The 21728-nt window shown below is 63.2% G+C and carries 18 protein-coding genes; 14 read left to right on the top strand and 4 right to left on the bottom strand.

The window, feature by feature from the left end; all coding sequences use genetic code 11:
* Positions 1–23: 23 nt before the first annotated feature.
* Positions 24–524 carry a PaaI family thioesterase gene (locus BGP85_RS08235; RefSeq protein ID WP_103446716.1) on the bottom strand — a complete coding sequence of 167 codons (501 nt, stop codon included), beginning with the start codon at positions 522–524 and terminating at the stop codon, positions 24–26.
* Between the two features lie 58 nt (positions 525–582).
* On the bottom strand, positions 583–1965 hold the full coding sequence (locus BGP85_RS08230) for an amino acid permease (RefSeq protein WP_103446715.1): 1383 nt from the start codon (positions 1963–1965) through the stop codon (positions 583–585).
* 267 nt (positions 1966–2232) lie between these two features.
* On the opposite strand from BGP85_RS08230, the gene gcvA reads away from it, so the two are divergent.
* Positions 2233–3132 carry a transcriptional regulator GcvA gene (gene gcvA, locus BGP85_RS08225; protein WP_103446714.1) on the top strand — a complete coding sequence of 300 codons (900 nt, stop codon included), beginning with the start codon at positions 2233–2235 and terminating at the stop codon, positions 3130–3132.
* A 102-nt stretch (positions 3133–3234) separates the two neighbouring features.
* Positions 3235–4485, top strand: a complete 1251-nt coding sequence (locus BGP85_RS08220) for a 2-aminoadipate transaminase (RefSeq protein WP_103446713.1) — start codon at positions 3235–3237, stop codon at positions 4483–4485.
* A 3-nt stretch (positions 4486–4488) separates the two neighbouring features.
* On the opposite strand, the gene BGP85_RS08215 is transcribed toward BGP85_RS08220, so the two are convergent.
* Positions 4489–4791, bottom strand: a complete 303-nt coding sequence (locus BGP85_RS08215) for a hypothetical protein (RefSeq protein ID WP_054884890.1) — start codon at positions 4789–4791, stop codon at positions 4489–4491.
* Between the two features lie 131 nt (positions 4792–4922).
* Between BGP85_RS08215 and BGP85_RS08210 the strand changes: the two genes are divergently transcribed.
* Positions 4923–5348 carry a hypothetical protein gene (locus BGP85_RS08210; RefSeq protein WP_103446712.1) on the top strand — a complete coding sequence of 142 codons (426 nt, stop codon included), beginning with the start codon at positions 4923–4925 and terminating at the stop codon, positions 5346–5348.
* A gap of 73 nt (positions 5349–5421) precedes the next feature.
* Complete coding sequence (gene fusA, locus BGP85_RS08205; RefSeq protein ID WP_103446711.1) at positions 5422–7533, top strand: elongation factor G; 2112 nt, start codon at positions 5422–5424, stop codon at positions 7531–7533.
* Between the two features lie 113 nt (positions 7534–7646).
* On the opposite strand, the gene BGP85_RS08200 is transcribed toward fusA, so the two are convergent.
* Positions 7647–9089, bottom strand: a complete 1443-nt coding sequence (locus BGP85_RS08200; protein ID WP_103446710.1) for a SulP family inorganic anion transporter — start codon at positions 9087–9089, stop codon at positions 7647–7649.
* A 222-nt stretch (positions 9090–9311) separates the two neighbouring features.
* On the opposite strand from BGP85_RS08200, the gene BGP85_RS08195 reads away from it, so the two are divergent.
* The 10 genes from BGP85_RS08195 (at position 9312) to nuoH (ending at position 21728) form a co-directional block, all read left to right on the top strand.
* Entirely contained in the window at positions 9312–10046 is a 735-nt protein-coding gene (locus tag BGP85_RS08195) for a secretin N-terminal domain-containing protein (RefSeq protein ID WP_103448228.1), read from the top strand.
* Positions 10047–10536: 490 nt separating this feature from the next.
* Positions 10537–11862, top strand: coding sequence for an isocitrate lyase (gene aceA, locus BGP85_RS08190; RefSeq protein WP_054913919.1), 1326 nt, complete (start codon positions 10537–10539; stop codon positions 11860–11862).
* A 147-nt stretch (positions 11863–12009) separates the two neighbouring features.
* On the top strand, positions 12010–12672 hold the full coding sequence (locus tag BGP85_RS08185; RefSeq protein ID WP_181004466.1) for a lysoplasmalogenase: 663 nt from the start codon (positions 12010–12012) through the stop codon (positions 12670–12672).
* 380 nt (positions 12673–13052) lie between these two features.
* Positions 13053–13466 carry an NADH-quinone oxidoreductase subunit A gene (locus tag BGP85_RS08180; RefSeq protein WP_011534614.1) on the top strand — a complete coding sequence of 138 codons (414 nt, stop codon included), beginning with the start codon at positions 13053–13055 and terminating at the stop codon, positions 13464–13466.
* Between the two features lie 10 nt (positions 13467–13476).
* Positions 13477–14154: a NuoB/complex I 20 kDa subunit family protein gene (locus BGP85_RS08175; RefSeq protein WP_029614113.1), complete on the top strand. Its 678-nt coding sequence runs from the start codon at positions 13477–13479 to the stop codon at positions 14152–14154.
* Positions 14155–14233: 79 nt separating this feature from the next.
* Positions 14234–16015: an NADH-quinone oxidoreductase subunit C/D gene (gene nuoC, locus BGP85_RS08170; RefSeq protein ID WP_027920599.1), complete on the top strand. Its 1782-nt coding sequence runs from the start codon at positions 14234–14236 to the stop codon at positions 16013–16015.
* Positions 16016–16017: 2 nt separating this feature from the next.
* Positions 16018–16515 (top strand): NADH-quinone oxidoreductase subunit NuoE, encoded by a 498-nt coding sequence (nuoE, locus tag BGP85_RS08165; protein WP_003251433.1) that lies wholly within the window; start codon positions 16018–16020, stop codon positions 16513–16515.
* Positions 16512–17876 (top strand): NADH-quinone oxidoreductase subunit NuoF, encoded by a 1365-nt coding sequence (nuoF, locus tag BGP85_RS08160; protein ID WP_103446708.1) that lies wholly within the window; start codon positions 16512–16514, stop codon positions 17874–17876. Before nuoE ends, nuoF begins: the two co-directional genes overlap by 4 nt.
* A 133-nt stretch (positions 17877–18009) precedes the next feature.
* Entirely contained in the window at positions 18010–20724 is a 2715-nt protein-coding gene (gene nuoG / locus BGP85_RS08155; protein WP_103446707.1) for an NADH-quinone oxidoreductase subunit NuoG, read from the top strand.
* Positions 20721–21728: an NADH-quinone oxidoreductase subunit NuoH gene (gene nuoH / locus BGP85_RS08150; protein WP_027920602.1), complete on the top strand. Its 1008-nt coding sequence runs from the start codon at positions 20721–20723 to the stop codon at positions 21726–21728. The genes nuoG and nuoH overlap by 4 nt, the downstream gene beginning before the upstream one ends.

Genomic DNA, 21728 nt, shown 5'->3' with positions numbered 1-21728 from the left:
GACTGACCATCACCCGCCGTTGATCAGCTGGCCTGACCGTGGGCCTTGAGCTTGAGCTTTTCGGTGTCCACCCGCACGAACACCGAGTCGGCGCTGACCGTCAGCACATCGCCAGCCCAGACCTCGCAGATGACTCGGGTCTTGCGCCCGACCTCACCTTCCACGCGTGCCTTGAGCAGCAGCTCCACGCCCATCGGGGTAGGCTTGAGGTAGTTCAACCCGAGGCTGCCGGTCACACAATCGATGCGCGGCAGGCTGCCCGCTTCGCGGCCTTCGGCGCGGTAGTGGTAAGCCATGGCGGTCCAGTTGGAATGGCAGTCGACCAGCATGGCCAGCAGGCCGCCATAGACCAGGCCGGGCCAGCCGATGTAAGCGCTGTCGGGTGAGTGCCGGCACAACAGGTGGATGCCGTCGGCATCCCAGTGGCTTTGCAGGTGCAGGCCAGAGGGGTGGGAACAGCCGCAGCCGAAGCAGGTGCCTTCGGGGGCGGCAAGGGCCTGGAGGGAGAGAATCGGGTCGTTCATACGCTGCCTGTGCTTGTTGGAATGGGGGCGCGAAACGCCCCTCATTAAAGCAGAAACCTCAAGCCGGCTGGGCAACAGCCTTGCCGCCCTTCTGGGTCAGCGACACCAACAGGATGAACAGGGTCACGCCCGCAGTCATCAGCGTCTCGTAGCGGTAGGCATCGCTGAACAGCATGTAACCCAGGACCATGACGATGGTGCCGATCACCAGCCAGGTCAGCCACGGGAACAGCCACATCTTCAGCTCCAGCGGCCGCCCTTCACGCTCGGCACGGGCCCGCATGCGCAGTTGCGACACGGCGATCACCAGGTACACCAGCAAGGCGATGGCTCCAGTGGTGGACAGCAGGAAACCGAAGACCTTGCCCGGCAGTACATAGTTGACGAAGCAACCGACGAAGCCTGCCAGGGTCGAGAGGATCACCGCCACGGTCGGCACGCCAGCACCGGAAATGCGCTTGGTCATGCTCAGCGCCTGGCCACGGGCACCCAGCGAATAGAGCATCCGCGAAGCGGTGTACAGGCCGGAGTTCATGCAGCTGGTCACGGCCACCAGCACCACCAGGTCGACCAGCAACTTGGCACCCGGCACGTTGAGCACTTCCAGCACGCGCTGGAACGAGCCTACCGCTTTCAGGCTTGGGTCATTCCAGGCCACCAGCGACACCACCAGGAAGATCGACGCCAGGTAGAAGATCGCGATGCGGTACACCACAAGGTTGGTGGCACGGCGGATCTTGTCTTTCGGGTTGGCGGTCTCGTCGGCGGCGATGGTGACGATCTCCGCGCCGAAGAACGAGAAGATGGTGATCAGCACGCCACCGAGCACGGTGCCGAAACCGTTGGGCATGAACCCGCCGTTGTCCCACAGGCGGCTGATGCCGGACACCTCAGCCAGCGGCCAGAAGCCGAACACGGCCAGGCTGCAGACGCCGATGAAGGCGATGATCGCGACCACCTTGACCAGCGCGAACCAGTATTCGAACGCACCGAAGTTCTTCACGCTGACCAGGTTGCTGCCCGACAGCACGACCATGATCAGGAAGGCGAACAGCCAGGATGGCACGCCCGGGAAGTAGGCATGCAGGATGTCCGCGCCGGCGATGGCCTCGACGGGAATGATCAGCACCCAGAACCACCAGTACAGCCAGCCGATGGTGAAGCCTGCCCAGGGGCCGATGGCCTCCGAGGCGTAGGTGGAGAACGAGCCGCTGTTGGGGTTGGCGATGGCCATTTCGCCCAGCATGCGCATCACCAGCAGCACCAGCAGGCCGGTCATGGCGTAGGAGATGAGGATGGCCGGGCCCGCCGTCGCGATGGCGTTGGAAGAACCGATGAACAGGCCGGCACCGATGATGCCGGCAATGGAAATCATGGACACCTGACGCGAGGTCAGGCCGTGCTGCAAGGAACGCTGTTTGTTGTTGTGTAGCGAAGCCATGAAGAACCCTCGAATGGGTCGGCCGGCGTGCGGCTTGAGTGCTGTCGTCGGCTGAAAAGTTGGAGCAGAAGTCGGGTAGGTCGTATTGCTCGTTGTTGTTGTTTTATGTCTCCGGTCGCGCCCTTACCTCCTCTTCGCCGTACCGGTTGTAATCGTTGATCGAGGTCAGTATTAATCTATAGGGCGAGGTCAACAAACGACCTTTTCGAAGCACATGATTCCAATACGGAATGAACTTCATCCTTTTTTGCTCGGTACGCGCCTGCCATGTCCAAACGCCTGATGCCCTCGACCACCGCCCTGCAGTGCTTCGAAGCCGCCGCCCGGCACCTGAGCTTCACCCGTGCGGCACAGGAGCTGCACCTGACCCAGAGCGCCGTCAGCAAGCAGGTCGCGCAGCTCGAGGACATGCTGTCGCACTCGCTGTTCCAGCGCATCCGCCGGCGCCTGCACCTGACCCCGGCCGGCGCGCTGTACCTCACCGAAGTGAACAAGATCCTCACCCAGATCGACATCTCCAGCCGCTACATCCTGAGCTACGGTGACGAGACCGAGGTGCTGCGCATCGCCACCCAGCCAACCTTCGGCGCGCGCTGGCTGATGCCCAGGCTCAAGGGCTTCGGCGACCGCCACCCGCGCATCCACCTGGACATCCGCAACGAGCTGGAGCCGTTCGACCTGGTGCAGGCCAAGGCCGATATTGCCTTCTTCTTCGGCCAGGGCACCTGGCCGGGGGCCACCTGCATCGAGCTGTTCAGCGAGGAGGTGGTGCCGGTGTGCGCACCCGAGCTGCTGGCCCGGCACCGCTTCGACAGCGCCGAAGCGCTCACCGAACACCGGCTGCTGCAATGCGCATCACGGCCGGAGGCCTGGCATGAGTGGTTTTTGGGGTTGGGCTTGCACAGCCAGAACAGCTACCACGGGCCGCGCTTCGACACGTTCTACCTGTGCATCCGCGCAGCCATCGCCGGCTGCGGCATTGCCCTGATTCCGCGGTACCTGGTGGCTGAAGAACTGAGCGAAGGCAAGCTGGTTGTGGCCTGGGACCACCCGGTGGCGAGCAATGGCCGGCATTTCATCGCCCACGCCGAACACGCCGCCGAAGTGCCCAAGGTCAAGGCCTTCGTGCAGTGGATTCGTGAGCGGGTGGCTGAGGGTGATCGGTGAAGTTTGCGAATCCAAGGAATGACCGCAATCGAATAATTCGTTTGCGGAATAATACTGCGGCGCGCTTGGATATTAAGAAACTCGAACAAGGTCCGCGCGCCCATGAATCTGGAAAGTATCAGCCAATCCATTGCCATCGTTCATCCGATCACACTTTCCCATGGCCGTAATGCCGAAGTCTGGGATACCGACGGCAAACGTTACATCGACTTTGTCGGCGGTATCGGCGTGCTCAACCTGGGCCACTGCAATCCGGCCGTGGTCGAGGCGATCCAGGCCCAGGCCAGCCGCCTGACCCACTATGCATTCAACGCTGCGCCCCATGGCCCGTACCTGGAATTGATGGAGCGCCTGCGCCAATTTGTCCCGGTCAGCTACCCGCTGGCCGGCATGCTCACCAACAGTGGCGCAGAAGCGGCGGAAAACGCCCTGAAAGTTGCCCGCGCCGCCACTGGCAAACGCGCCATCATCGCCTTCGACGGCGGCTTCCACGGCCGCACCCTGGCCACCCTGAACCTCAACGGCAAGGTCGCGCCCTACAAGCAGCGGGTCGGCGAACTGCCGGGGCCGGTGTACCACCTGCCCTACCCTAGCGCCGATACCGGCGTGACTTGCGAGCAGGCGCTCATGGCCATGGACCGCCTGTTCAGCGTCGAGTTGGCGGTGGAGGACGTGGCGGCGTTCATCTTCGAGCCGGTACAAGGCGAAGGCGGCTTCCTCGCCCTTGACCCAGAGTTTGCCCAGGCGCTGCGGCGCTTTTGCGACGAGCGCGGGATCCTGATCATCATCGACGAGATCCAGTCCGGCTTCGGCCGTACCGGCCAGCGCTTCGCCTTCCCGCGCTTAGGGCTTGAACCGGACCTGCTGCTGCTGGCCAAGAGCATCGCCGGCGGCATGCCGCTGGGCGCAGTGGTCGGGCGTCAGGACCTGATGGCGGCACTGCCCAAGGGCGGTCTGGGGGGCACCTATTCGGGCAACCCGATCGCCTGCGCGGCGGCGCTGGCGAGCCTGGCACAGATGACCGACGAGAACGTCGCTACCTGGGGTGAGCGCCAGGAACAGGCGATCGTTGGCCGCCACGCCCGCTGGAAGGCCTCGAAGCTGAGCCCTTACATCGGCCGCCTGACCGGTACCGGCGCCATGCGCGGCATCGAGTTCGTCAATGCCGACGGCAGCCCAGCGCCAGCCCAGCTGGCCAAGGTGATGGAAACGGCGCGGGCCAAGGGACTGCTGCTGATGCCCAGCGGCAAGGCGCGGCACATCATTCGCCTGCTGGCACCCCTGACCATCGAGGCCGAGGTGCTCGAGGAAGGGCTGGATATCCTCGAGCAGTGCCTGGCTGAACTGAGCTGAGCCTTACAGGCCCAGTTCTTCAGGGGTGAGCATGTCGGACTCAAAGGCGATCCAGCCGCCTTCGAGTTCGGCGTGGCCGTTGACGATCGGGCCGTAGTAGGTCAGGCCGTTCTCCAAGGTCACGCAGATGTGCGTGGCGGTTTTCTCGGGGGCCGCGAGGGTACCGACAAAATGCACCTTCTTCAGGGTTTCGGTCACCGCTTCCAGACCGACGCGCATGCCCGGGTTTTCCGAGGCTTCTGTGTCACCGCCGCGGTCTTCGGCGCTGATGGTGACGGTGGCGGTGTATGGGTACTTGGTGCTCAAGCGGGGTTACCTCAAAAGGGTGTCTGGGTAGATGGGCGCGTAGAGTACGCGGAAGCGGCCAGGCCTGCAAAAGCTGCCCCGATCTGTTAGGGTGCCCGCCGATGCACGCCACACCACACGAGGACACCTGAGTGAGCGCCGAAGAACCCCTGATCGCCGACCTGTTCGAGGTCGACAAACGCCTGACCCTCAAGCCCGTCGTGGATTTCAACAACTACCTGCGCAACGCCTTTGGCGAAGGCCCGTGCCGCTGCCACCGCTGCGCTGAAGGCAGCGACGAAAGCACCTACAGCCACGCACACAACTTCACCTTCGAAGGCCGCCCGTGGCACCGCCGCTTCGCCAGCACCGCCGGCAGCGACGTCGCCCAGGTGCTGAAAAAGGCCTGGCTGTCGTACACCAAGGCCGACCTCAGCCTGATCGGTGCCCTGGACCTCACCACCCTCAAGACCTTCACCGAAGGCGCCCTGCACCAACGCCTGCTGGCCCTGCTGCCAGCCAGCGGCCTGGCCCGCGAAATCGATGGCCAATGGATGCTGCAAGCCCAGGCCGACTGACGGCCCGGCGGTCAGGCAGGATTCCTCCGCTCTGCTACCGTGGGGGAATCCGCCCATCCGCAGGTAGTCCGCCATGGCCCGTACAACGCCCATCGAGCTGTACCGCAATATCGGCATCGTCGCCCACGTGGACGCTGGCAAGACCACGACCACCGAGCGAATCCTGTTCTACACCGGGGTCAACCACAAGATGGGCGAGGTGCACGATGGCGCCGCGACCATGGACTGGATGGCCCAGGAGCAGGAACGCGGCATCACCATCACTTCGGCGGCGACCACGGCCTTCTGGCAAGGCTCGACCAAACAGTTCGAGCACAAGTACCGCTTCAACATCATCGACACCCCCGGCCACGTCGATTTCACCATCGAGGTGGAGCGCTCGCTGCGCGTGCTCGATGGCGCGGTGGTGGTGTTCAGCGGCGCCGACGGCGTCGAGCCGCAATCGGAGACGGTCTGGCGCCAGGCCAACAAGTACCATGTGCCGCGCCTGGCCTACATCAACAAGATGGACCGCCAGGGCGCCGACTTCCTGAGGGTGGTCAAACAGATCGACCAGCGCCTGGGCCACCACCCGGTGCCGATCCAGCTGGCCATCGGCAGCGAGGAGAACTTCATCGGCCAGATCGATTTGGTGAAGATGAAGGCGATCTACTGGAACGACAACGACCAGGGCACCAGCTACCGCGAAGAAGCCATTCCCGCCGAGCTGCAGGCGCTGGCCGACGAATGGCGAGCACATATGATCGAGGCTGCCGCCGAAGCCAATGATGAGCTGACCATGAAGTTTCTCGAAGGCGAGGAGCTGAGCGTCGATGAAATCAAGGCTGCCTTGCGCCAGCGCACCATCGCCAATGAAATTGTCCCGACCATTCTCGGCTCGTCATTCAAGAACAAGGGCGTGCCGCTGATGCTCGACGCGGTGATCGACTACCTGCCCGCGCCTTCGGAAATCCCGGCCATCAAGGGTACCGACCCGGACGACGAAGAAAAGCACCTGGAGCGTCACGCCGACGATAAAGAGCCCTTCTCTGCCCTGGCCTTCAAGATCGCCACCGACCCCTTCGTCGGCACCCTGACCTTTGCCCGGGTGTATTCCGGCGTGCTCAGTTCAGGCAACGCCGTGCTCAATTCGGTAAAAGGCAAGAAGGAACGCATCGGCCGCATGGTGCAGATGCACGCCAACCAGCGCGCCGAGATCAAGGACGTGTGTGCCGGTGACATTGCCGCGCTGATCGGCATGAAGGACGTCACCACCGGCGACACCCTGTGCGACATGGACAAGCCGATCATCCTCGAACGCATGGACTTCCCCGACCCGGTGATCTCGGTGGCGGTGGAACCGAAGACCAAGGGCGACCAGGAGAAGATGGGTATCGCTCTGGGCAAGCTGGCCCAGGAAGACCCGTCGTTCCGCGTGCGCACCGATGAAGAAACCGGCCAGACCATCATCTCCGGCATGGGCGAACTGCACCTGGACATCATCGTCGACCGCATGAAACGCGAGTTCAACGTCGACGCCAACATCGGCAAGCCGCAGGTGGCCTACCGCGAAAAGATCCGCAATACCTGCGAAATCGAAGGCCGCTTCGTTCGCCAGTCCGGCGGGCGCGGCCAGTATGGCCACTGCTGGATCCGTTTCGCCCCCGGCGATGAAGGCAAGGAAGGCCTTGAGTTCATCAACGAGATCGTCGGCGGCGTGGTGCCACGCGAGTACATCCCGGCGATCCAGAAAGGCATCGAAGAGCAGATGAAGAACGGCGTACTGGCCGGTTACCCGCTGATCAACCTGAAGGCGGCGGTGTTCGACGGCTCGTACCACGACGTCGACTCCAACGAGATGGCTTACAAGATCGCAGCCTCCATGGCCACCAAGCAGCTGTCGCAGAAAGGCGGCGCAGTGTTGCTGGAGCCGGTGATGAAGGTCGAGGTGGTGACGCCGGAGGAGTATCAGGGCGATATCCTCGGCGACTTGAGCCGGCGTCGGGGGATGATTCAGGATGGCGACGAGACTCCGGCGGGCAAGGTGATTCGCGCCGAGGTACCGTTGGGCGAGATGTTCGGCTATGCCACTTCGATGCGCTCGATGACCCAGGGGCGGGCGAGTTTTTCGATGGAGTTCACCCGCTATGCCGAGGCACCGGCGAGCATTGCCGATACCATCGTCAAGAAGAACCGCGGGGAGTAAGCATTTTTCCTGTACCGGCCTCTTCACGGGACAAGCCCGCTCCTACAGGTATTGCGTCGCCTTATAGGAGCGGGCTTGTCCCGCGAAGAGGCCGGTACAGGCAGCAACCACCTTCAGTGCTGCTCGCCAGCCCGCTTCAGCAGCTTCTTGCAGCGCTCCGACAGATGCACCACCCGCAGGTGCTTGCCGGCCTTGGCATAACGCTCACGCAGAGTCTTCAACGCCGCAATCGCCGAATAATCGACAAAGCTCAGGTGCTGGCAATCGAGGGTGACCTTGGCCGGGTCATTGGCGGGGTCGAACTGGTTGAGAAACGGCGTGGTAGAGGCAAAGAACAGCGTGCCATGCACCTGGTAATGCTTGCCCCCTTCCCCGTCCTCGTGGCTGTCGGCATACAGCTCGCGGGCGTGCTGCCAGGCAAAGTTCACTGCCGCGATGACGATGCCGAACAGCACCGCCATAGCCAGGTCAGTGAACACCGTCACCACGGTCACCGCGATGATCGCCAGCACATCGCTCACCGGCACCTTGTGCAGCACCCGCAGCGAGGCCCAGGCAAAGGTCTGCTGGGCCACCACAAACATCACCCCGACCAGCGCCGCCAGTGGAATGCGCTCGATCAGCGGCGACAGGAACAGCACGAACAGCAGGATCATCACCCCGGCCACCACGCCCGACAACCGACCACGGCCGTTGGAGCTGAGGTTGATCACGGTCTGGCCGATCATCGCGCAGCCACCCATGCCACCGCACAGGCCGGAGACCATGTTGGCCGCACCCAAGGCCACGCATTCGCGGTCCGGGTAGCCACGGCTCTCGGTGATTTCATCGGTCAGGTTGAGGGTCAGCAGGGTCTCCAGCAGGCCGACCATGGCCATCAGCACCGCGTAAGGGGCGATGATCTTCAGGGTTTCCAGGTTCCACGGCACCTGCGGCAGGGCCAGCTGCGGCAGGCCACCGGCGATGTGCGCCAAGTCGCCGAGGGTGCGCGTCGGCAGGTCAAGCAGGTACACCGCCACGCCAACCCCGAGGATCGCCACCAGTGCCGGCGGCACCGCACGGGTCAGCTTCGGCAGCACGTAGACCACCAGCATGGTCAGCGCCACCAGGCCGATCATCAGGTACAGCGGTGCGCCGCTGAGCCAGTGCTCACCGTCCTTGAAGTGCTCGAGCTGGGCCATGGCGATGACGATCGCCAGCCCGTTGACGAAGCCGAGCATCACCGGGTACGGCACCAGCCGCACCAGCTTGCCCAGGCGCAGCAGGCCGAACAGGATCATCACCACCCCGCCCAGCAGCACCGTGGCCAGCAGGTATTGCACACCGTGCTGCACCACCAGCGCGACGATCACCACCGCCATGGAGCCTGCGGCACCGGAGATCATCCCCGGACGGCCGCCGAACAACGCCGTCAGGGTGCAGATGATGAAGGCGCCATACAGGCCCATCAAAGGGTTGAGGTGGGCTACCAGGGCGAAGGCGATGCACTCGGGCACCAGGGCGAACGAAGTGGTCAGGCCGGCGAGCAGGTCGGCGCGTAGTCGGGCGGGTTTCATGGGCATCCTGTGGTGCGGTCCGGGCGGACGGTACGGAAAAACAAGGGGCGCGATGTTACGGAATTTGTCTGACAGCGGCCACCGCGAGCCCCGGCTTTTATCCTCAAATATCCGTCGGACTATAATTTATAGTTCGCCGGATAATTGAGGATAAAGGCCGTAGCACGACAAACTCCTGACAAATTTGCCATCATGTTGATTCCACCTGCGGAGATCATGGACATGCCGCTACGCCCCCTCATCACTGCCCTGTTGCTGGCCGCCAGCCTCACCGCCCAGGCCGCCACCGAGGTGGTGCCCCTGCAGCATCGCAGCAGCGCCGAACTGCTGCCTGCCGCCCAGGCCTTGATCGGCCGCGACGGCACGGTCAGCGCCTTCGAGAACAAGCTGATCGTCAATGCCAGCCCCGAACGCATCGACGACCTGCGCGCCCTGCTGCAACAGCTGGACACCGCCCCCAAACGCCTGCTGATCAGCGTCGACAACAATGACAGCAACTATCAGGACAACCGCGGCAATGGCCAGGTCATCCGCTACGGCACCAGCAACCGCAACGGCGGTTTGCAGCAAATCCAGGCCAGCGAAGGCCAACCCGCGCTGATCCAGATTGGCCAGAGCATCCCGATCACCAGCACCAGCACCGACGGCTACGGGCGCATCCAGAGCAACACCGAATACCGTAATGTGACCCAGGGTTTCTACGTCACGCCGAGCCTGAGCGGCGATACGGTTCGTCTGCAAATAAGCACCAATGATGACCGAATGAGCCAGGAACGTGCCGATGTAGTGAAAGTGCAAAGTACCGACACGACAATCAGCGGGAGGCTCGGCGAGTGGATCACTCTGGCCGGCTACAACCAGCAGAGCCAAGCCGATCGCAACCCGTCAAGCCGCACTTACAGCACGCAACGGGGTGAAAACATGACTTTGCGCGTCAAAGTCGACCTTCTGGACTGAACCCAGGCAATTCAAGGCCTCGACCAAAGGCCTTGAAACTGACCGCCAGGTCGCACTAGACCAAAGATGTAGTAAGTAGAAAAAAGCACTACAAAACCGTTGACAGGGTCTTTTTCCCAAAGGCATGATGGCCTCGCTCCCGCTAATCAGGGGCCCTGGCAAGGGCCTTCGAGGCGTACTCCTGCCACCCCTGGAGGCACCTCGTGTCTATACGGCCCACAAGGCGGTTCGACGGGATTGCGACTGCAACGAAGAAGTTGTCCCGAGGGACGGAAGCGAATCACCGCAGTAATGGCAATCGCGTAGCACCGCAGCAAGGCAACCACGAGCCGACCTGCCGGAGCACACCTGCGCCTGACCTGCACCTCCTTCCCCTTCGAGCCTTCGCGTTCGCCGCCGCACTCCTCCGGACAGGACAGCCGCCAGGTCCCTGATCAGCCCCGAGCATCAGCACAATTAACCCAAGATCGATGCGACGAGGTTTATTTCCATGGCACTGACACGCGAACAGCAAATTGCAGCCCTCGAGAAAGACTGGGCCGAGAACCCGCGCTGGAAAGGCGTGACCCGTACCTACACCGCCGCCGATGTCGTTCGCCTGCGTGGCTCCGTGCAACCTGAGCACACCTTTGCCCGCCAGGGTGCAGAAAAACTGTGGAAGCTGGTCACCGAAGGTGCCCACCCATCCTTCCGCCCAGAAAAAGATTTCGTCAACTGCATGGGCGCCCTGACCGGCGGCCAGGCAGTGCAGCAGGTCAAGGCCGGCATCCAGGCCATCTACCTGTCTGGCTGGCAGGTTGCCGCCGACAACAACTCGGCCGAGTCCATGTACCCTGACCAGTCGCTGTACCCGGTCGACTCGGTACCGACCGTGGTCAAGCGCATCAACAACGCGTTCCGCCGCGCCGACCAGATCCAGTGGAAAGCCGGCAAGAACCCCGGTGACGACGGCTACATCGACTACTTCGCGCCGATCGTGGCCGACGCCGAAGCCGGTTTCGGCGGCGTGCTGAACGCCTACGAACTGATGAAGAACATGATCGAAGCGGGCGCCGCCGGCGTGCACTTCGAAGACCAGCTGGCCTCGGTGAAAAAATGCGGCCACATGGGTGGCAAGGTATTGGTACCGACCCAGGAAGCCGTACAGAAGCTGGTGGCTGCGCGCCTGGCTGCCGACGTATCGGGCGTGCCGACCATCATCCTGGCCCGTACCGACGCCAACGCCGCCGACCTGCTGACCAGCGACTGCGACCCGTACGACCAGCCATTCGTGATCGGCGAGCGTACCCGTGAAGGCTTCTACAAGGTGCGTGCCGGCCTCGACCAGGCAATCGCCCGTGGCCTGGCCTACGCCCCATACGCCGACCTGATCTGGTGCGAGACCGCCAAGCCGGACCTGGACGAAGCCCGTCGCTTCGCCGAAGCCATCAAGAAGGAATATCCGGACCAGATCCTGTCCTACAACTGCTCGCCTTCCTTCAACTGGAAGAAGAACCTGGACGACGCGACCATCGCCAAATTCCAGCGCGAGCTGTCGGCCATGGGCTACAAGCACCAGTTCATCACCCTGGCAGGTATCCACAACATGTGGCACGGCATGTTCAACCTGGCGCACGACTACGCCCGCAACGACATGACTGCCTACGTGAAGCTGCAGGAGCAGGAATTCGCCGACGCCAGCAAGGGCTACACCTTCGTGGCGCACCAGCAGGAAGTCGGCACCGGCTACTTCGACGACATGACCACCGTGATCCAGGGTGGCGCTTCGTCGGTGACTGCACTGACCGGTTCGACCGAGGAAGAGCAGTTCCACTGATAGTGGGTTGCTGACAGAGGCCCGGGGCTTGCGAAAGCCCCGGGCCTTTCTTTTATCTGTACCGGCCTCTTCGCAGGGCAAATACAGGCCGACGCAAAACCCAGGATCAGAGCTATGCTTGTGGCAGCCCAGCAGCAAGGCCCGCCCATGCCCCGTCCAAGCCACCTGATGATGCTCGCCCTGGCCGCCGCCGCCCTCTATCTATATGCAGTGGCCAGCGACAACGCGCTGCTCGGCCTGTTGGCCAAGCCCATCCCAGTCATGACATTGATTGCCTGGCTATACACCGCCCCCGTGACACCCTATCGCCGCTGGATCACCATCGGCCTGGCGTTCTCGGTACTGGGCGACATCCTCCTGGCCATCCCAGCCGACCTCTTCGTGTTCGGCCTGGCCGCGTTCCTTTGCGCCCACCTGGCCTACCTGCGTGCCTATTGCGGCAAGACCATCCGCCCCGCCCTGCCCGCACTGCTATTGAGCGCCATCACCGGCATCACCCTGTTCAGCGTGCTGGCCAACCACGGCCTTGGCCCGCTGCTGGCCCCGGTCGCGCTTTACGCACTGGCCATCAGCGCCATGCTCTGGCGCTCGCTGGCCTGCGGCGGTGTTGCCGCATTGGGCGCCTGCCTGTTCGTTTTCTCCGACAGCCTGATCGGCATCGACCGTTTCGTCAGCCCGTTCGCTGCCGCGCCGTACCTGATCATCCTCGCCTACTGGCTTGGCCAGTGGGCCATCGCTTCGTCAGTCCGTCATGCCCCAACCGATAAAGTATTGACCCAGAGCGGTGCGCGCGGCATCGGAAGCTGCTAGAACACGAGTCTTTCGCATTTACAAGTAGGCGGATCTGCAGATGAACTTTACAAGGTGCAGAACAGCCCAATTAGATGGGACCAGGTCAAATGCTATTAATTATCATTACTAAAATTGTAATTCGTTACCACTGGCAAGAAACATAATTAACAAAACCGCATGCAATGCCCGAATCTCAAGGCTTTCAGCCAGTTAGGCGCGGGTTTTGTTCTAAATCCTACGAATAAATTTGCAACGGAAATTTTACTTGCATCGGGTTTACCCATAAAATCAGCCCGATTGATTCAGCTGCGACATTTGGTCACTGCACCTGCGACACCACGTCGCCGCTCTACTTATTTCAGACTGCAGAGCTGGGTCTCTGTATAAGGATCTCTAGCATGTCCGATTCGGCAGGACTCATCGCCCACAACTGGGGCTTTGCCATCTTCCTTTTGGGTGTCGTCGGCCTGTGTGCCTTCATGCTCGGTCTCTCCAGCCTGCTCGGTAGCAAGGCCTGGGGCCGCGCCAAGAACGAACCCTTCGAATCCGGCATGCTGCCCGTCGGCAGCGCCCGCCTGCGCCTGTCCGCCAAATTCTATCTGGTCGCGATGCTGTTCGTGATCTTCGATATCGAAGCCCTCTTCCTGTATGCATGGTCTGTGTCCGTCCGCGAAAGCGGCTGGACCGGATTCGTCGAAGCACTCGTTTTCATAGCAATTCTGTTGGCTGGTCTTGTCTACCTATGGCGCGTCGGAGCTCTTGACTGGGCACCCGAAGGTCGCCGCAAGCGGCAAGCGAAGCTGAAACAATGAGGCTTTGGCAATGCAATACAATCTCACCAGAATCGATCCGGATGCGCCCAACGAGCAATACCCGGTAGGTGATCGGGAAACCGTCACCGACCAGCTGCTCGAGGACCAGGTCCACAAGAACATCTACATGGGGAAACTCGAAGATGTACTGCGTGGCGCGGTCAACTGGGGTCGCAAGAACTCCCTCTGGCCGTATAACTTCGGCCTGTCCTGCTGCTACGTGGAAATGACCACGGCCTTCACGGCGCCCCACGACATCGCCCGCTTCGGCGCCGAAGTCATCCGGGCATCGCCGCGTCAGGCCGACTTCATGGTCATCGCCGGTACCTGCTTCGTCAAAATGGCGCCGATCATCCAGCGCCTGTACGAGCAGATGCTCGAGCCGAAGTGGGTCATCTCCATGGGTTCGTGCGCCAACTCCGGTGGCATGTACGACATCTACTCGGTCGTTCAGGGGGTCGACAAGTTCCTCCCCGTGGACGTCTACGTGCCTGGCTGCCCGCCACGCCCTGAGGCTTTCCTGCAAGGCTTGATGCTGCTGCAGGAGTCGATCGGCCAAGAACGACGCCCGCTTTCCTGGGTGGTTGGTGATCAAGGCATCTACCGTGCCGAGATGCCAGCCCAGAAAGACCTGCGTCGCGAACAGCGCATTGCGGTAACCAACCTGCGCAGCCCCGACGAAGTCTGATCCAGCGACCTGCCGCCAGCTCCCAATGGAGCCGGCGGCCTGGCTTCATTCTTAACGCTGACCCAAAGCGACCGAGACCATGACAGCGGACAACGCTATTTTCATTCCGCCCTACAAGGCTGACGACCAGGATGTGGTCGTCGAACTGCACAACCGTTTTGGCGCCGACGCATTCGTCGCCCAGGAAACCCGCACCGGCATGCCCGTGCTGTGGGTCAAGCGCGCCCAGCTCAAGGAAGTGCTCAGCTTCCTGCGCGGCGTGGCCAAACCGTACAGCATGCTGTACGACCTGCACGGCGTCGACGAGCGCCTGCGCACCCAGCGCCGCGGCCTGCCAGCTGCCGATTTCAGCGTCTTCTACCACTTGCTGTCGGTCGAACGTAACAGCGATGTGATGATCAAGGTGTCGCTCAGCGAAGGCGACCTGAACCTGCCGACCGTGACCGGCATCTGGCCAAACGCCAACTGGTACGAGCGGGAAGTCTGGGACATGTTCGGCATCGACTTTGCCGGCCACCCGCACCTGAGCCGCATCATGATGCCGCCGACCTGGGAAGGTCACCCGCTGCGCAAGGACTACCCGGCCCGTGCCACCGAGTTCGATCCCTACAGCCTGACCCTGGCCAAGCAGCAGCTTGAAGAGGAGTCGGCGCGCTTCAACCCGGAAGCCTGGGGCATGAAGCGTCAGGGCGCCAACGAGGACTACATGTTCCTCAACCTCGGCCCGAACCACCCTTCGGCCCACGGTGCCTTCCGTATCGTCCTGCAGCTGGACGGTGAAGAGATCGTCGACTGCGTACCGGACATCGGCTACCACCACCGTGGTGCCGAAAAAATGGCCGAGCGCCAGTCCTGGCACAGCTTCATCCCCTACACCGACCGTATCGACTACCTCGGCGGGGTGATGAACAACCTGCCGTACGTGCTCGCGGTCGAGAAGCTGGCTGGCATCCAGGTGCCGCAGAAGGTCGACGTGATTCGCATCATGCTGGCCGAGTTCTTCCGTATCACCAGCCACCTGCTGTTCCTGGGCACCTACATCCAGGACGTCGGCGCCATGACCCCGGTATTTTTCACCTTCACCGACCGCCAGCGCGCCTACACCGTGATTGAAGCGATCACCGGTTTCCGCCTGCACCCGGCCTGGTACCGCATCGGTGGCGTCGCCCACGACCTGCCGCGCGGTTGGGACAAGCTGGTCAAGGACTTCGTCGAATGGCTGCCCAAGCGCCTCGACGAATACACCAAGGCCGCCCTGCAGAACAGCATCCTCAAGGGCCGTACCATTGGCGTTGCCGCGTACAACACCAAGGAAGCCCTGGAGTGGGGTACCACCGGTGCCGGCCTGCGTGCCACCGGTTGCGACTTCGACCTGCGTAAAGCGCGCCCCTATTCCGGCTACGAGAACTTCGAGTTCGAAGTGCCGCTGGCCCACAACGGCGATGCCTACGATCGCTGCATGGTCCGTGTCGAGGAGATGCGCCAGAGTATCCGCATCATCGACCAGTGCCTGCGCAACATGCCGGAAGGCCCGTACAAGGCGGACCACCCGCTGACCACGCCGCCGCCGAAAGAGCGCACCCTGCAGCACATCGAGACCCTGATCACGCACTTCCTGCAAGTCTCGTGGGGCCCGGTCATGCCGGCCAACGAGTCATTCCAGATGATCGAGGCGACCAAGGGCATCAACAGTTACTACCTGACGAGCGATGGCGGCACCATGAGCTACCGCACCCGGATCCGTACCCCGAGCTACCCGCACCTGCAGCAGATCCCTTCGGTGATCAAAGGCAGCATGGTCGCCGACCTCATTGCGTACCTGGGCAGTATCGACTTCGTTATGGCTGACGTGGACCGCTAAGCATGAACAGCACGCTTATCCAGACAGACCGTTTCGCCCTGAGCGAAACCGAGCGCTCGGCCATCGAGCACGAAATGCATCACTACGAGGACCCGCGCGCGGCGTCCATCGAAGCCCTGAAGATCGTCCAGAAAGAACGTGGCTGGGTGCCGGACGGCGCCATCCACGCCATCGGCGAAGTGCTGGGCATCCCGGCCAGCGACGTCGAGGGTGTCGCCACCTTCTACAGCCAGATCTTCCGCCAGCCTGTTGGCCGCCACATCATCCGCGTGTGCGACAGCATGGTCTGCTACATCGGCGGCCACGAATCGGTGGTCAGCCAGATCCAGAGCGAGCTGGGCATCGGCCTCGGTCAAACCACTGCCGACGGCCGCTTCACTCTGCTGCCGGTGTGCTGCCTGGGCAACTGCGACAAGGCCCCGGCGCTGATGATCGACGACGACACCTTCGGTGACGTGCAGCCGGCTGGCGTTTCCAAACTGCTGGAGGGTTACGTATGACCATTACTTCCTTCGGCCCGGCCAACCGCATCGCGCGCACGGCCGAAACCCACCCGCTGACCTGGCGCCTGCGTGATGACGGCGAGCCGGTCTGGCTGGCCGAGTACGAGTCGAAGAACGGCTACGCCGCTGCCCGCAAGGCACTGGCGCAGATGTCCGCCGACGACATCGTGCAGAGCGTCAAGGACTCCGGCCTCAAGGGCCGTGGCGGCGCGGGCTTCCCCACTGGCGTGAAGTGGGGCCTGATGCCCAAAGACGAATCCATGAACATCCGCTACCTGCTGTGCAACGCGGACGAAATGGAGCCGAACACCTGGAAGGACCGCATGCTGATGGAGCAACAGCCCCATCTGCTGGTCGAGGGCATGCTGATCAGCGCCCGCGCCCTGAAGGCCTACCGTGGCTACATCTTCCTGCGTGGCGAATACACCACCGCGGCGAAGAACCTCAACCGCGCCATCGACGAAGCCAAGGCCGCCGGCCTGCTGGGCAAGAACATCCTCGGCAGCGGTTTTGATTTCGAGCTGTTCGTGCACACCGGTGCCGGCCGCTACATCTGCGGTGAAGAAACCGCACTGATCAACTCGCTGGAAGGCCGCCGCGCCAACCCGCGCTCCAAGCCGCCCTTCCCTGCCGCCGTTGGCGTCTGGGGCAAGCCGACTTGCGTGAACAACGTCGAAACCCTGTGCAACGTCCCGGCCATCGTCGCCAACGGCAACGACTGGTACAAGTCGCTGGCCCGTGAAGGCAGCGAAGACCACGGCACCAAGCTGATGGGCTTCTCCGGCAAGGTGAAGAACCCGGGCCTGTGGGAACTGCCGTTTGGCGTCACCGCTCGCGAGCTGTTCGAAGACTACGCCGGTGGCATGCGCGACGGCTTCAAGCTCAAGTGCTGGCAGCCAGGCGGCGCCGGTACCGGCTTCCTGCTGCCCGAGCACCTCGACGCACAGATGTACGCCGGTGGCATCGCCAAGGTCGGCACACGTATGGGTACCGGCCTGGCCATGGCGGTCGACGACAGCGTCAACATGGTCTCGCTGCTGCGCAACATGGAAGAGTTCTTTGCCCGCGAGTCGTGCGGCTGGTGCACCCCATGCCGTGACGGCCTGCCTTGGAGCGTGAAGATGCTGCGCGCACTGGAGAACGGCCAGGGCCGCGCCGAAGACATCGAGACGCTGCTGGGGCTGGTCAACTTCCTTGGCCCAGGCCGTACCTTCTGTGCTCACGCACCGGGTGCCGTCGAGCCATTGGGCAGTGCCATCAAGTACTTCCGGTCCGAGTTCGAGGCCGGTGTCGCGCCAGCGTCTGCTGGAGACACCCTGCGCCCCAATTTGGCCAAGCCGATCGTGGTCGGCGCATAACAAGACGATTAGGCGGGTGGTCCGTGCCACTCGCCAGCTTGCCGGCAGGCCCGAGTCGATCGTGGCGTGTCGCAAGCTCACCGATTTCCATTAGCCACGCCCGCTCACGCGGGCCAACGAAGAACTTTGAACAATGGCCACTATCCACGTAGACGGCAAAGCGCTCGAAGTCAACGGTGCGGACAACCTGTTACAGGCGTGTCTGTCACTCGGCCTCGACATCCCTTATTTCTGCTGGCACCCGGCGCTCGGTAGCGTCGGCGCCTGCCGGCAGTGTGCGGTCAAGCAGTACACCGACGAGAACGACACCCGTGGTCGTATCGTCATGTCCTGCATGACCCCTGCCTCCGACGGCACCTGGATTTCCATCGACGATGACGAGTCCAAGGCGTTCCGCGCCAGCGTCGTCGAATGGCTGATGACCAACCACCCGCACGACTGCCCTGTGTGCGAGGAAGGCGGTCACTGCCACCTGCAGGACATGACGGTAATGACCGGCCACAACGAGCGCCGCTACCGTTTCACCAAGCGTACCCACCAGAACCAGGACCTCGGCCCGTTCATCGCCCATGAGATGAACCGCTGCATCGCCTGCTACCGCTGCGTGCGCTACTACAAGGACTATGCCGGTGGTACCGACCTGGGCGTGTACGGCGCCCACGACAACGTGTACTTCGGCCGCGTCGAAGACGGCGTGCTGGAAAGCGAGTTCTCCGGCAACCTGACCGAGGTCTGCCCGACCGGCGTGTTCACCGACAAGACCCACTCCGAGCGCTACAACCGCAAGTGGGACATGCAGTTCGCCCCGAGCATCTGCCACGGTTGCTCCAGCGGCTGCAACATCAGCCCGGGCGAGCGCTACGGCGAGCTGCGTCGCATCGAGAACCGCTTCAACGGTTCGGTCAACCAGTACTTCCTGTGCGACCGCGGCCGCTTCGGCTACGGCTACGTCAACCGCAAGGACCGCCCACGCCAGCCACACCTGGCCGACGGTACCAAGCTGGGCCTGGACGCTGCCCTGGACAAGGCCGCCGACCTGCTGCGCGGCCGCACCATCGTCGGTATCGGCTCGCCACGCGCCAGCCTCGAAAGCAACTACGGCCTGCGTGAGCTGGTCGGCGCCGACTACTTCTACTCCGGTATGGAAGCTGGCGAACTGGCCCGCGTGCGCCTGGCCCTGGACGTGCTGAACAACAGCCCGCTGCCAGTGCCGACCCTACGCGACATCGAAGACCACGACGCCGTGTTCGTGCTCGGTGAAGACCTGACCCAGACCGCTGCCCGCGTTGCCCTGGCCGTGCGCCAGTCCACCAAGGGCAAGGCCGAGGCCATGGCCGAAGCCATGAAGGTTCAGCCGTGGCTCGACGCCGCCGTGAAGAACATCGGCCAGCACGCGCTGTACCCGCTGTTCATCGCCTCGCTGGCTGAAACCAAGCTGGACGACGTTGCCGAGGAATGCGTGCACGCCGCCCCGGCGGACCTCGCCCGCATCGGTTTCGCCGTGGCCCACGCCATCGACCCGAGCGCACCGGCAGTCGCCGGCCTGGACGACGAAGCCAAGGCCCTGGCCCAGCGCATCGCCGATGCTCTGGTCGCTGCCAAGCGCCCACTGGTGATTGCCGGTACCTCGCTGGCTGACCCGGCGCTGATCGAAGCCGCCGCCAACATCGCCAAGGCCCTGAAGCTGCGCGAGAAGAACGGTTCGCTGAGCCTGGTGGTGCCTGAGGCCAACAGCCTCGGCATGGCCATGATGGGTGGCGAGTCGGTGGATGCCGCACTGGACGCCGTCATCAGCGGCAAGGCCGACGCCATCGTCGTGCTGGAGAACGACCTGTACGCCCGCGTACCGGCCGCCAAGGTCGATGCTGCCTTGGCCGCGGCCAAGGTGGTGATCGTCGCCGACCACTCCAAGACCGCCACTGTCGACCGCGCCCACCTGGTGCTGCCGGCCGCCTCCTTCGCCGAAGGCGACGGCACCCTGGTCAGCCAGGAAGGCCGCGCCCAGCGCTTCTTCCAGGTGTTCGACCCGCAGTACCTGGACAGCAGCATCCTGGTTCACGAAGGCTGGCGCTGGATGCACGCCCTGCGTGCCACCCTGCTCAACAAGCCGGTCGACTGGACCCAGCTGGACCACGTCACCAGCGCCTGCGCCGAAGCCGCCCCGCAACTGGCCGGCATCGTCAATGCCGCACCAAGCGCCGCGTTCCGCATCAAGGGCATGAAGCTGGCCCGTGAGCCGCTGCGCTACTCCGGCCGTACCGCCATGCGCGCCAACATCAGCGTGCACGAGCCGCGTACCCCGCAGGACAAGGACACCGCGTTCGCCTTCTCCATGGAAGGCTACTCGGGGTCGGCCGAACCGCGCCAGCAGGTGCCGTTCGCCTGGTCGCCGGGCTGGAACTCGCCGCAGGCCTGGAACAAGTTTCAGGACGAGGTCGGTGGCCACCTGCGTGCCGGTGACCCGGGCGTGCGCCTGATCGAACCGCAAGGCGATCGCCTGAACTGGTTCAACGCCATCCCGGGCGCCTTCAACCCGGCCCGTGGCACCTGGACTGCGGTACCGTTCTTCCACCTGTTCGGCAGCGAAGAGAGCTCCTCGCGCGCCGCCCCGGTGCAGGAGCGCATCCCGGCCGCCTACGTGGCCCTGGCCAAGTCCGAAGCCGACCGCCTGGGTGTCAACGACGGCGCCCTGCTGAGCCTGAACGTTGCCGGTGTGGCCCTGCGCCTGCCGCTGCGCATCAATGAAGAACTGGGCGCTGGCCTGGTTGCCCTGCCCAAAGGCCTGGCCGGCATCCCGCCTGCCATCTTCGGTGCATCCGTCGAAGGTCTGCAGGAGGCAGCACAATGAGCTGGTTCACCCCCGAAGTGATCGATGTGATCCTCACCGTGGTCCGGGCCGTCGTAGTCCTGCTCGCGGTGGTGGTCTGCGGCGCGCTGCTCAGCTTCGTCGAGCGGCGCCTGCTGGGCTGGTGGCAGGACCGTTACGGTCCTAACCGCGTCGGCCCGTTCGGCATGTTCCAGATCGCTGCCGACATGCTGAAGATGTTCTTCAAGGAAGACTGGAACCCGCCCTTCGTCGATCGCATGATCTTCACCTTGGCACCAGTCGTGGCCATGAGTGCCCTGCTGATCGCCTTCTGCGTGATCCCGATCACCCCGCTGTGGGGCGTCGCCGACCTGAACATCGGCCTGCTGTTCTTCTTCGCCATGGCCGGCCTGTCGGTCTACGCGGTGCTGTTCGCCGGCTGGTCGTCGAACAACAAGTACGCCCTGCTGGGCAGCTTGCGTGCCTCGGCACAGACCGTGTCGTACGAAGTGTTCCTGGGCCTGGCGCTGATGGGCGTGGTGGTGCAGGTGGGTTCGTTCAACATGCGCGACATCGTTGAATACCAGGCACAGAACCTGTGGTTCATCATTCCGCAGTTCTTCGGCTTCTGCACCTTCTTCATCGCTGGCGTCGCCGTGACTCACCGTCACCCGTTCGACCAGCCGGAAGCGGAACAGGAACTGGCCGACGGCTACCACATCGAGTATGCCGGCATGAAATGGGGCATGTTCTTCGTCGGTGAGTACATCGGCATCATCCTCATCTCGGCGCTGCTGGTGACCCTGTTCTTCGGCGGCTGGCACGGCCCGTTCGGCATCCTGCCGCAACTGTCGTTCCTGTGGTTCGCCCTGAAGACCGCGTTCTTCATCATGCTGTTCATCCTGCTGCGCGCCTCGATCCCGCGCCCACGCTATGACCAGGTGATGGACTTCAGCTGGAAGTTCTGCCTGCCGCTGACCCTGATCAATTTGCTGGTGACCGCTGCGATCGTGCTCTACAACACGCCAGCCGTCGCGGCCCAGTGA

The organism is Pseudomonas putida, assembly GCF_002906855.1.
GTDB classification, from domain to species: Bacteria; Pseudomonadota; Gammaproteobacteria; order Pseudomonadales; family Pseudomonadaceae; genus Aquipseudomonas; species Aquipseudomonas putida_N.
The sequence above is the reverse complement of the archived record's forward strand: the minus strand, read 5'-3'. Positions and strand labels throughout refer to the sequence as shown.

Excerpts from the sequence above, each read along its gene's own strand:
- BGP85_RS08235 (WP_103446716.1), bottom strand. The coding sequence starts at position 524 with ATGAACGACCCGATTCTCTCCCTCCAGGCCCTTGCCGCCCCCGAAGGC.
- BGP85_RS08230 (WP_103446715.1), bottom strand. The coding sequence starts at position 1,965 with ATGGCTTCGCTACACAACAACAAACAGCGTTCCTTGCAGCACGGCCTG.
- gcvA (WP_103446714.1), top strand. The coding sequence starts at position 2,233 with ATGTCCAAACGCCTGATGCCCTCGACCACCGCCCTGCAGTGCTTCGAA.
- BGP85_RS08220 (WP_103446713.1), top strand. The coding sequence starts at position 3,235 with ATGAATCTGGAAAGTATCAGCCAATCCATTGCCATCGTTCATCCGATC.
- fusA (WP_103446711.1), top strand. The coding sequence starts at position 5,422 with ATGGCCCGTACAACGCCCATCGAGCTGTACCGCAATATCGGCATCGTC.
- BGP85_RS08200 (WP_103446710.1), bottom strand. The coding sequence starts at position 9,089 with ATGAAACCCGCCCGACTACGCGCCGACCTGCTCGCCGGCCTGACCACT.
- BGP85_RS08195 (WP_103448228.1), top strand. The coding sequence starts at position 9,312 with ATGCCGCTACGCCCCCTCATCACTGCCCTGTTGCTGGCCGCCAGCCTC.
- aceA (WP_054913919.1), top strand. The coding sequence starts at position 10,537 with ATGGCACTGACACGCGAACAGCAAATTGCAGCCCTCGAGAAAGACTGG.
- BGP85_RS08185 (WP_181004466.1), top strand. The coding sequence starts at position 12,010 with ATGCCCCGTCCAAGCCACCTGATGATGCTCGCCCTGGCCGCCGCCGCC.
- BGP85_RS08180 (WP_011534614.1), top strand. The coding sequence starts at position 13,053 with ATGTCCGATTCGGCAGGACTCATCGCCCACAACTGGGGCTTTGCCATC.
- BGP85_RS08175 (WP_029614113.1), top strand. The coding sequence starts at position 13,477 with ATGCAATACAATCTCACCAGAATCGATCCGGATGCGCCCAACGAGCAA.
- nuoC (WP_027920599.1), top strand. The coding sequence starts at position 14,234 with ATGACAGCGGACAACGCTATTTTCATTCCGCCCTACAAGGCTGACGAC.
- nuoE (WP_003251433.1), top strand. The coding sequence starts at position 16,018 with ATGAACAGCACGCTTATCCAGACAGACCGTTTCGCCCTGAGCGAAACC.
- nuoF (WP_103446708.1), top strand. The coding sequence starts at position 16,512 with ATGACCATTACTTCCTTCGGCCCGGCCAACCGCATCGCGCGCACGGCC.
- nuoG (WP_103446707.1), top strand. The coding sequence starts at position 18,010 with ATGGCCACTATCCACGTAGACGGCAAAGCGCTCGAAGTCAACGGTGCG.
- nuoH (WP_027920602.1), top strand. The coding sequence starts at position 20,721 with ATGAGCTGGTTCACCCCCGAAGTGATCGATGTGATCCTCACCGTGGTC.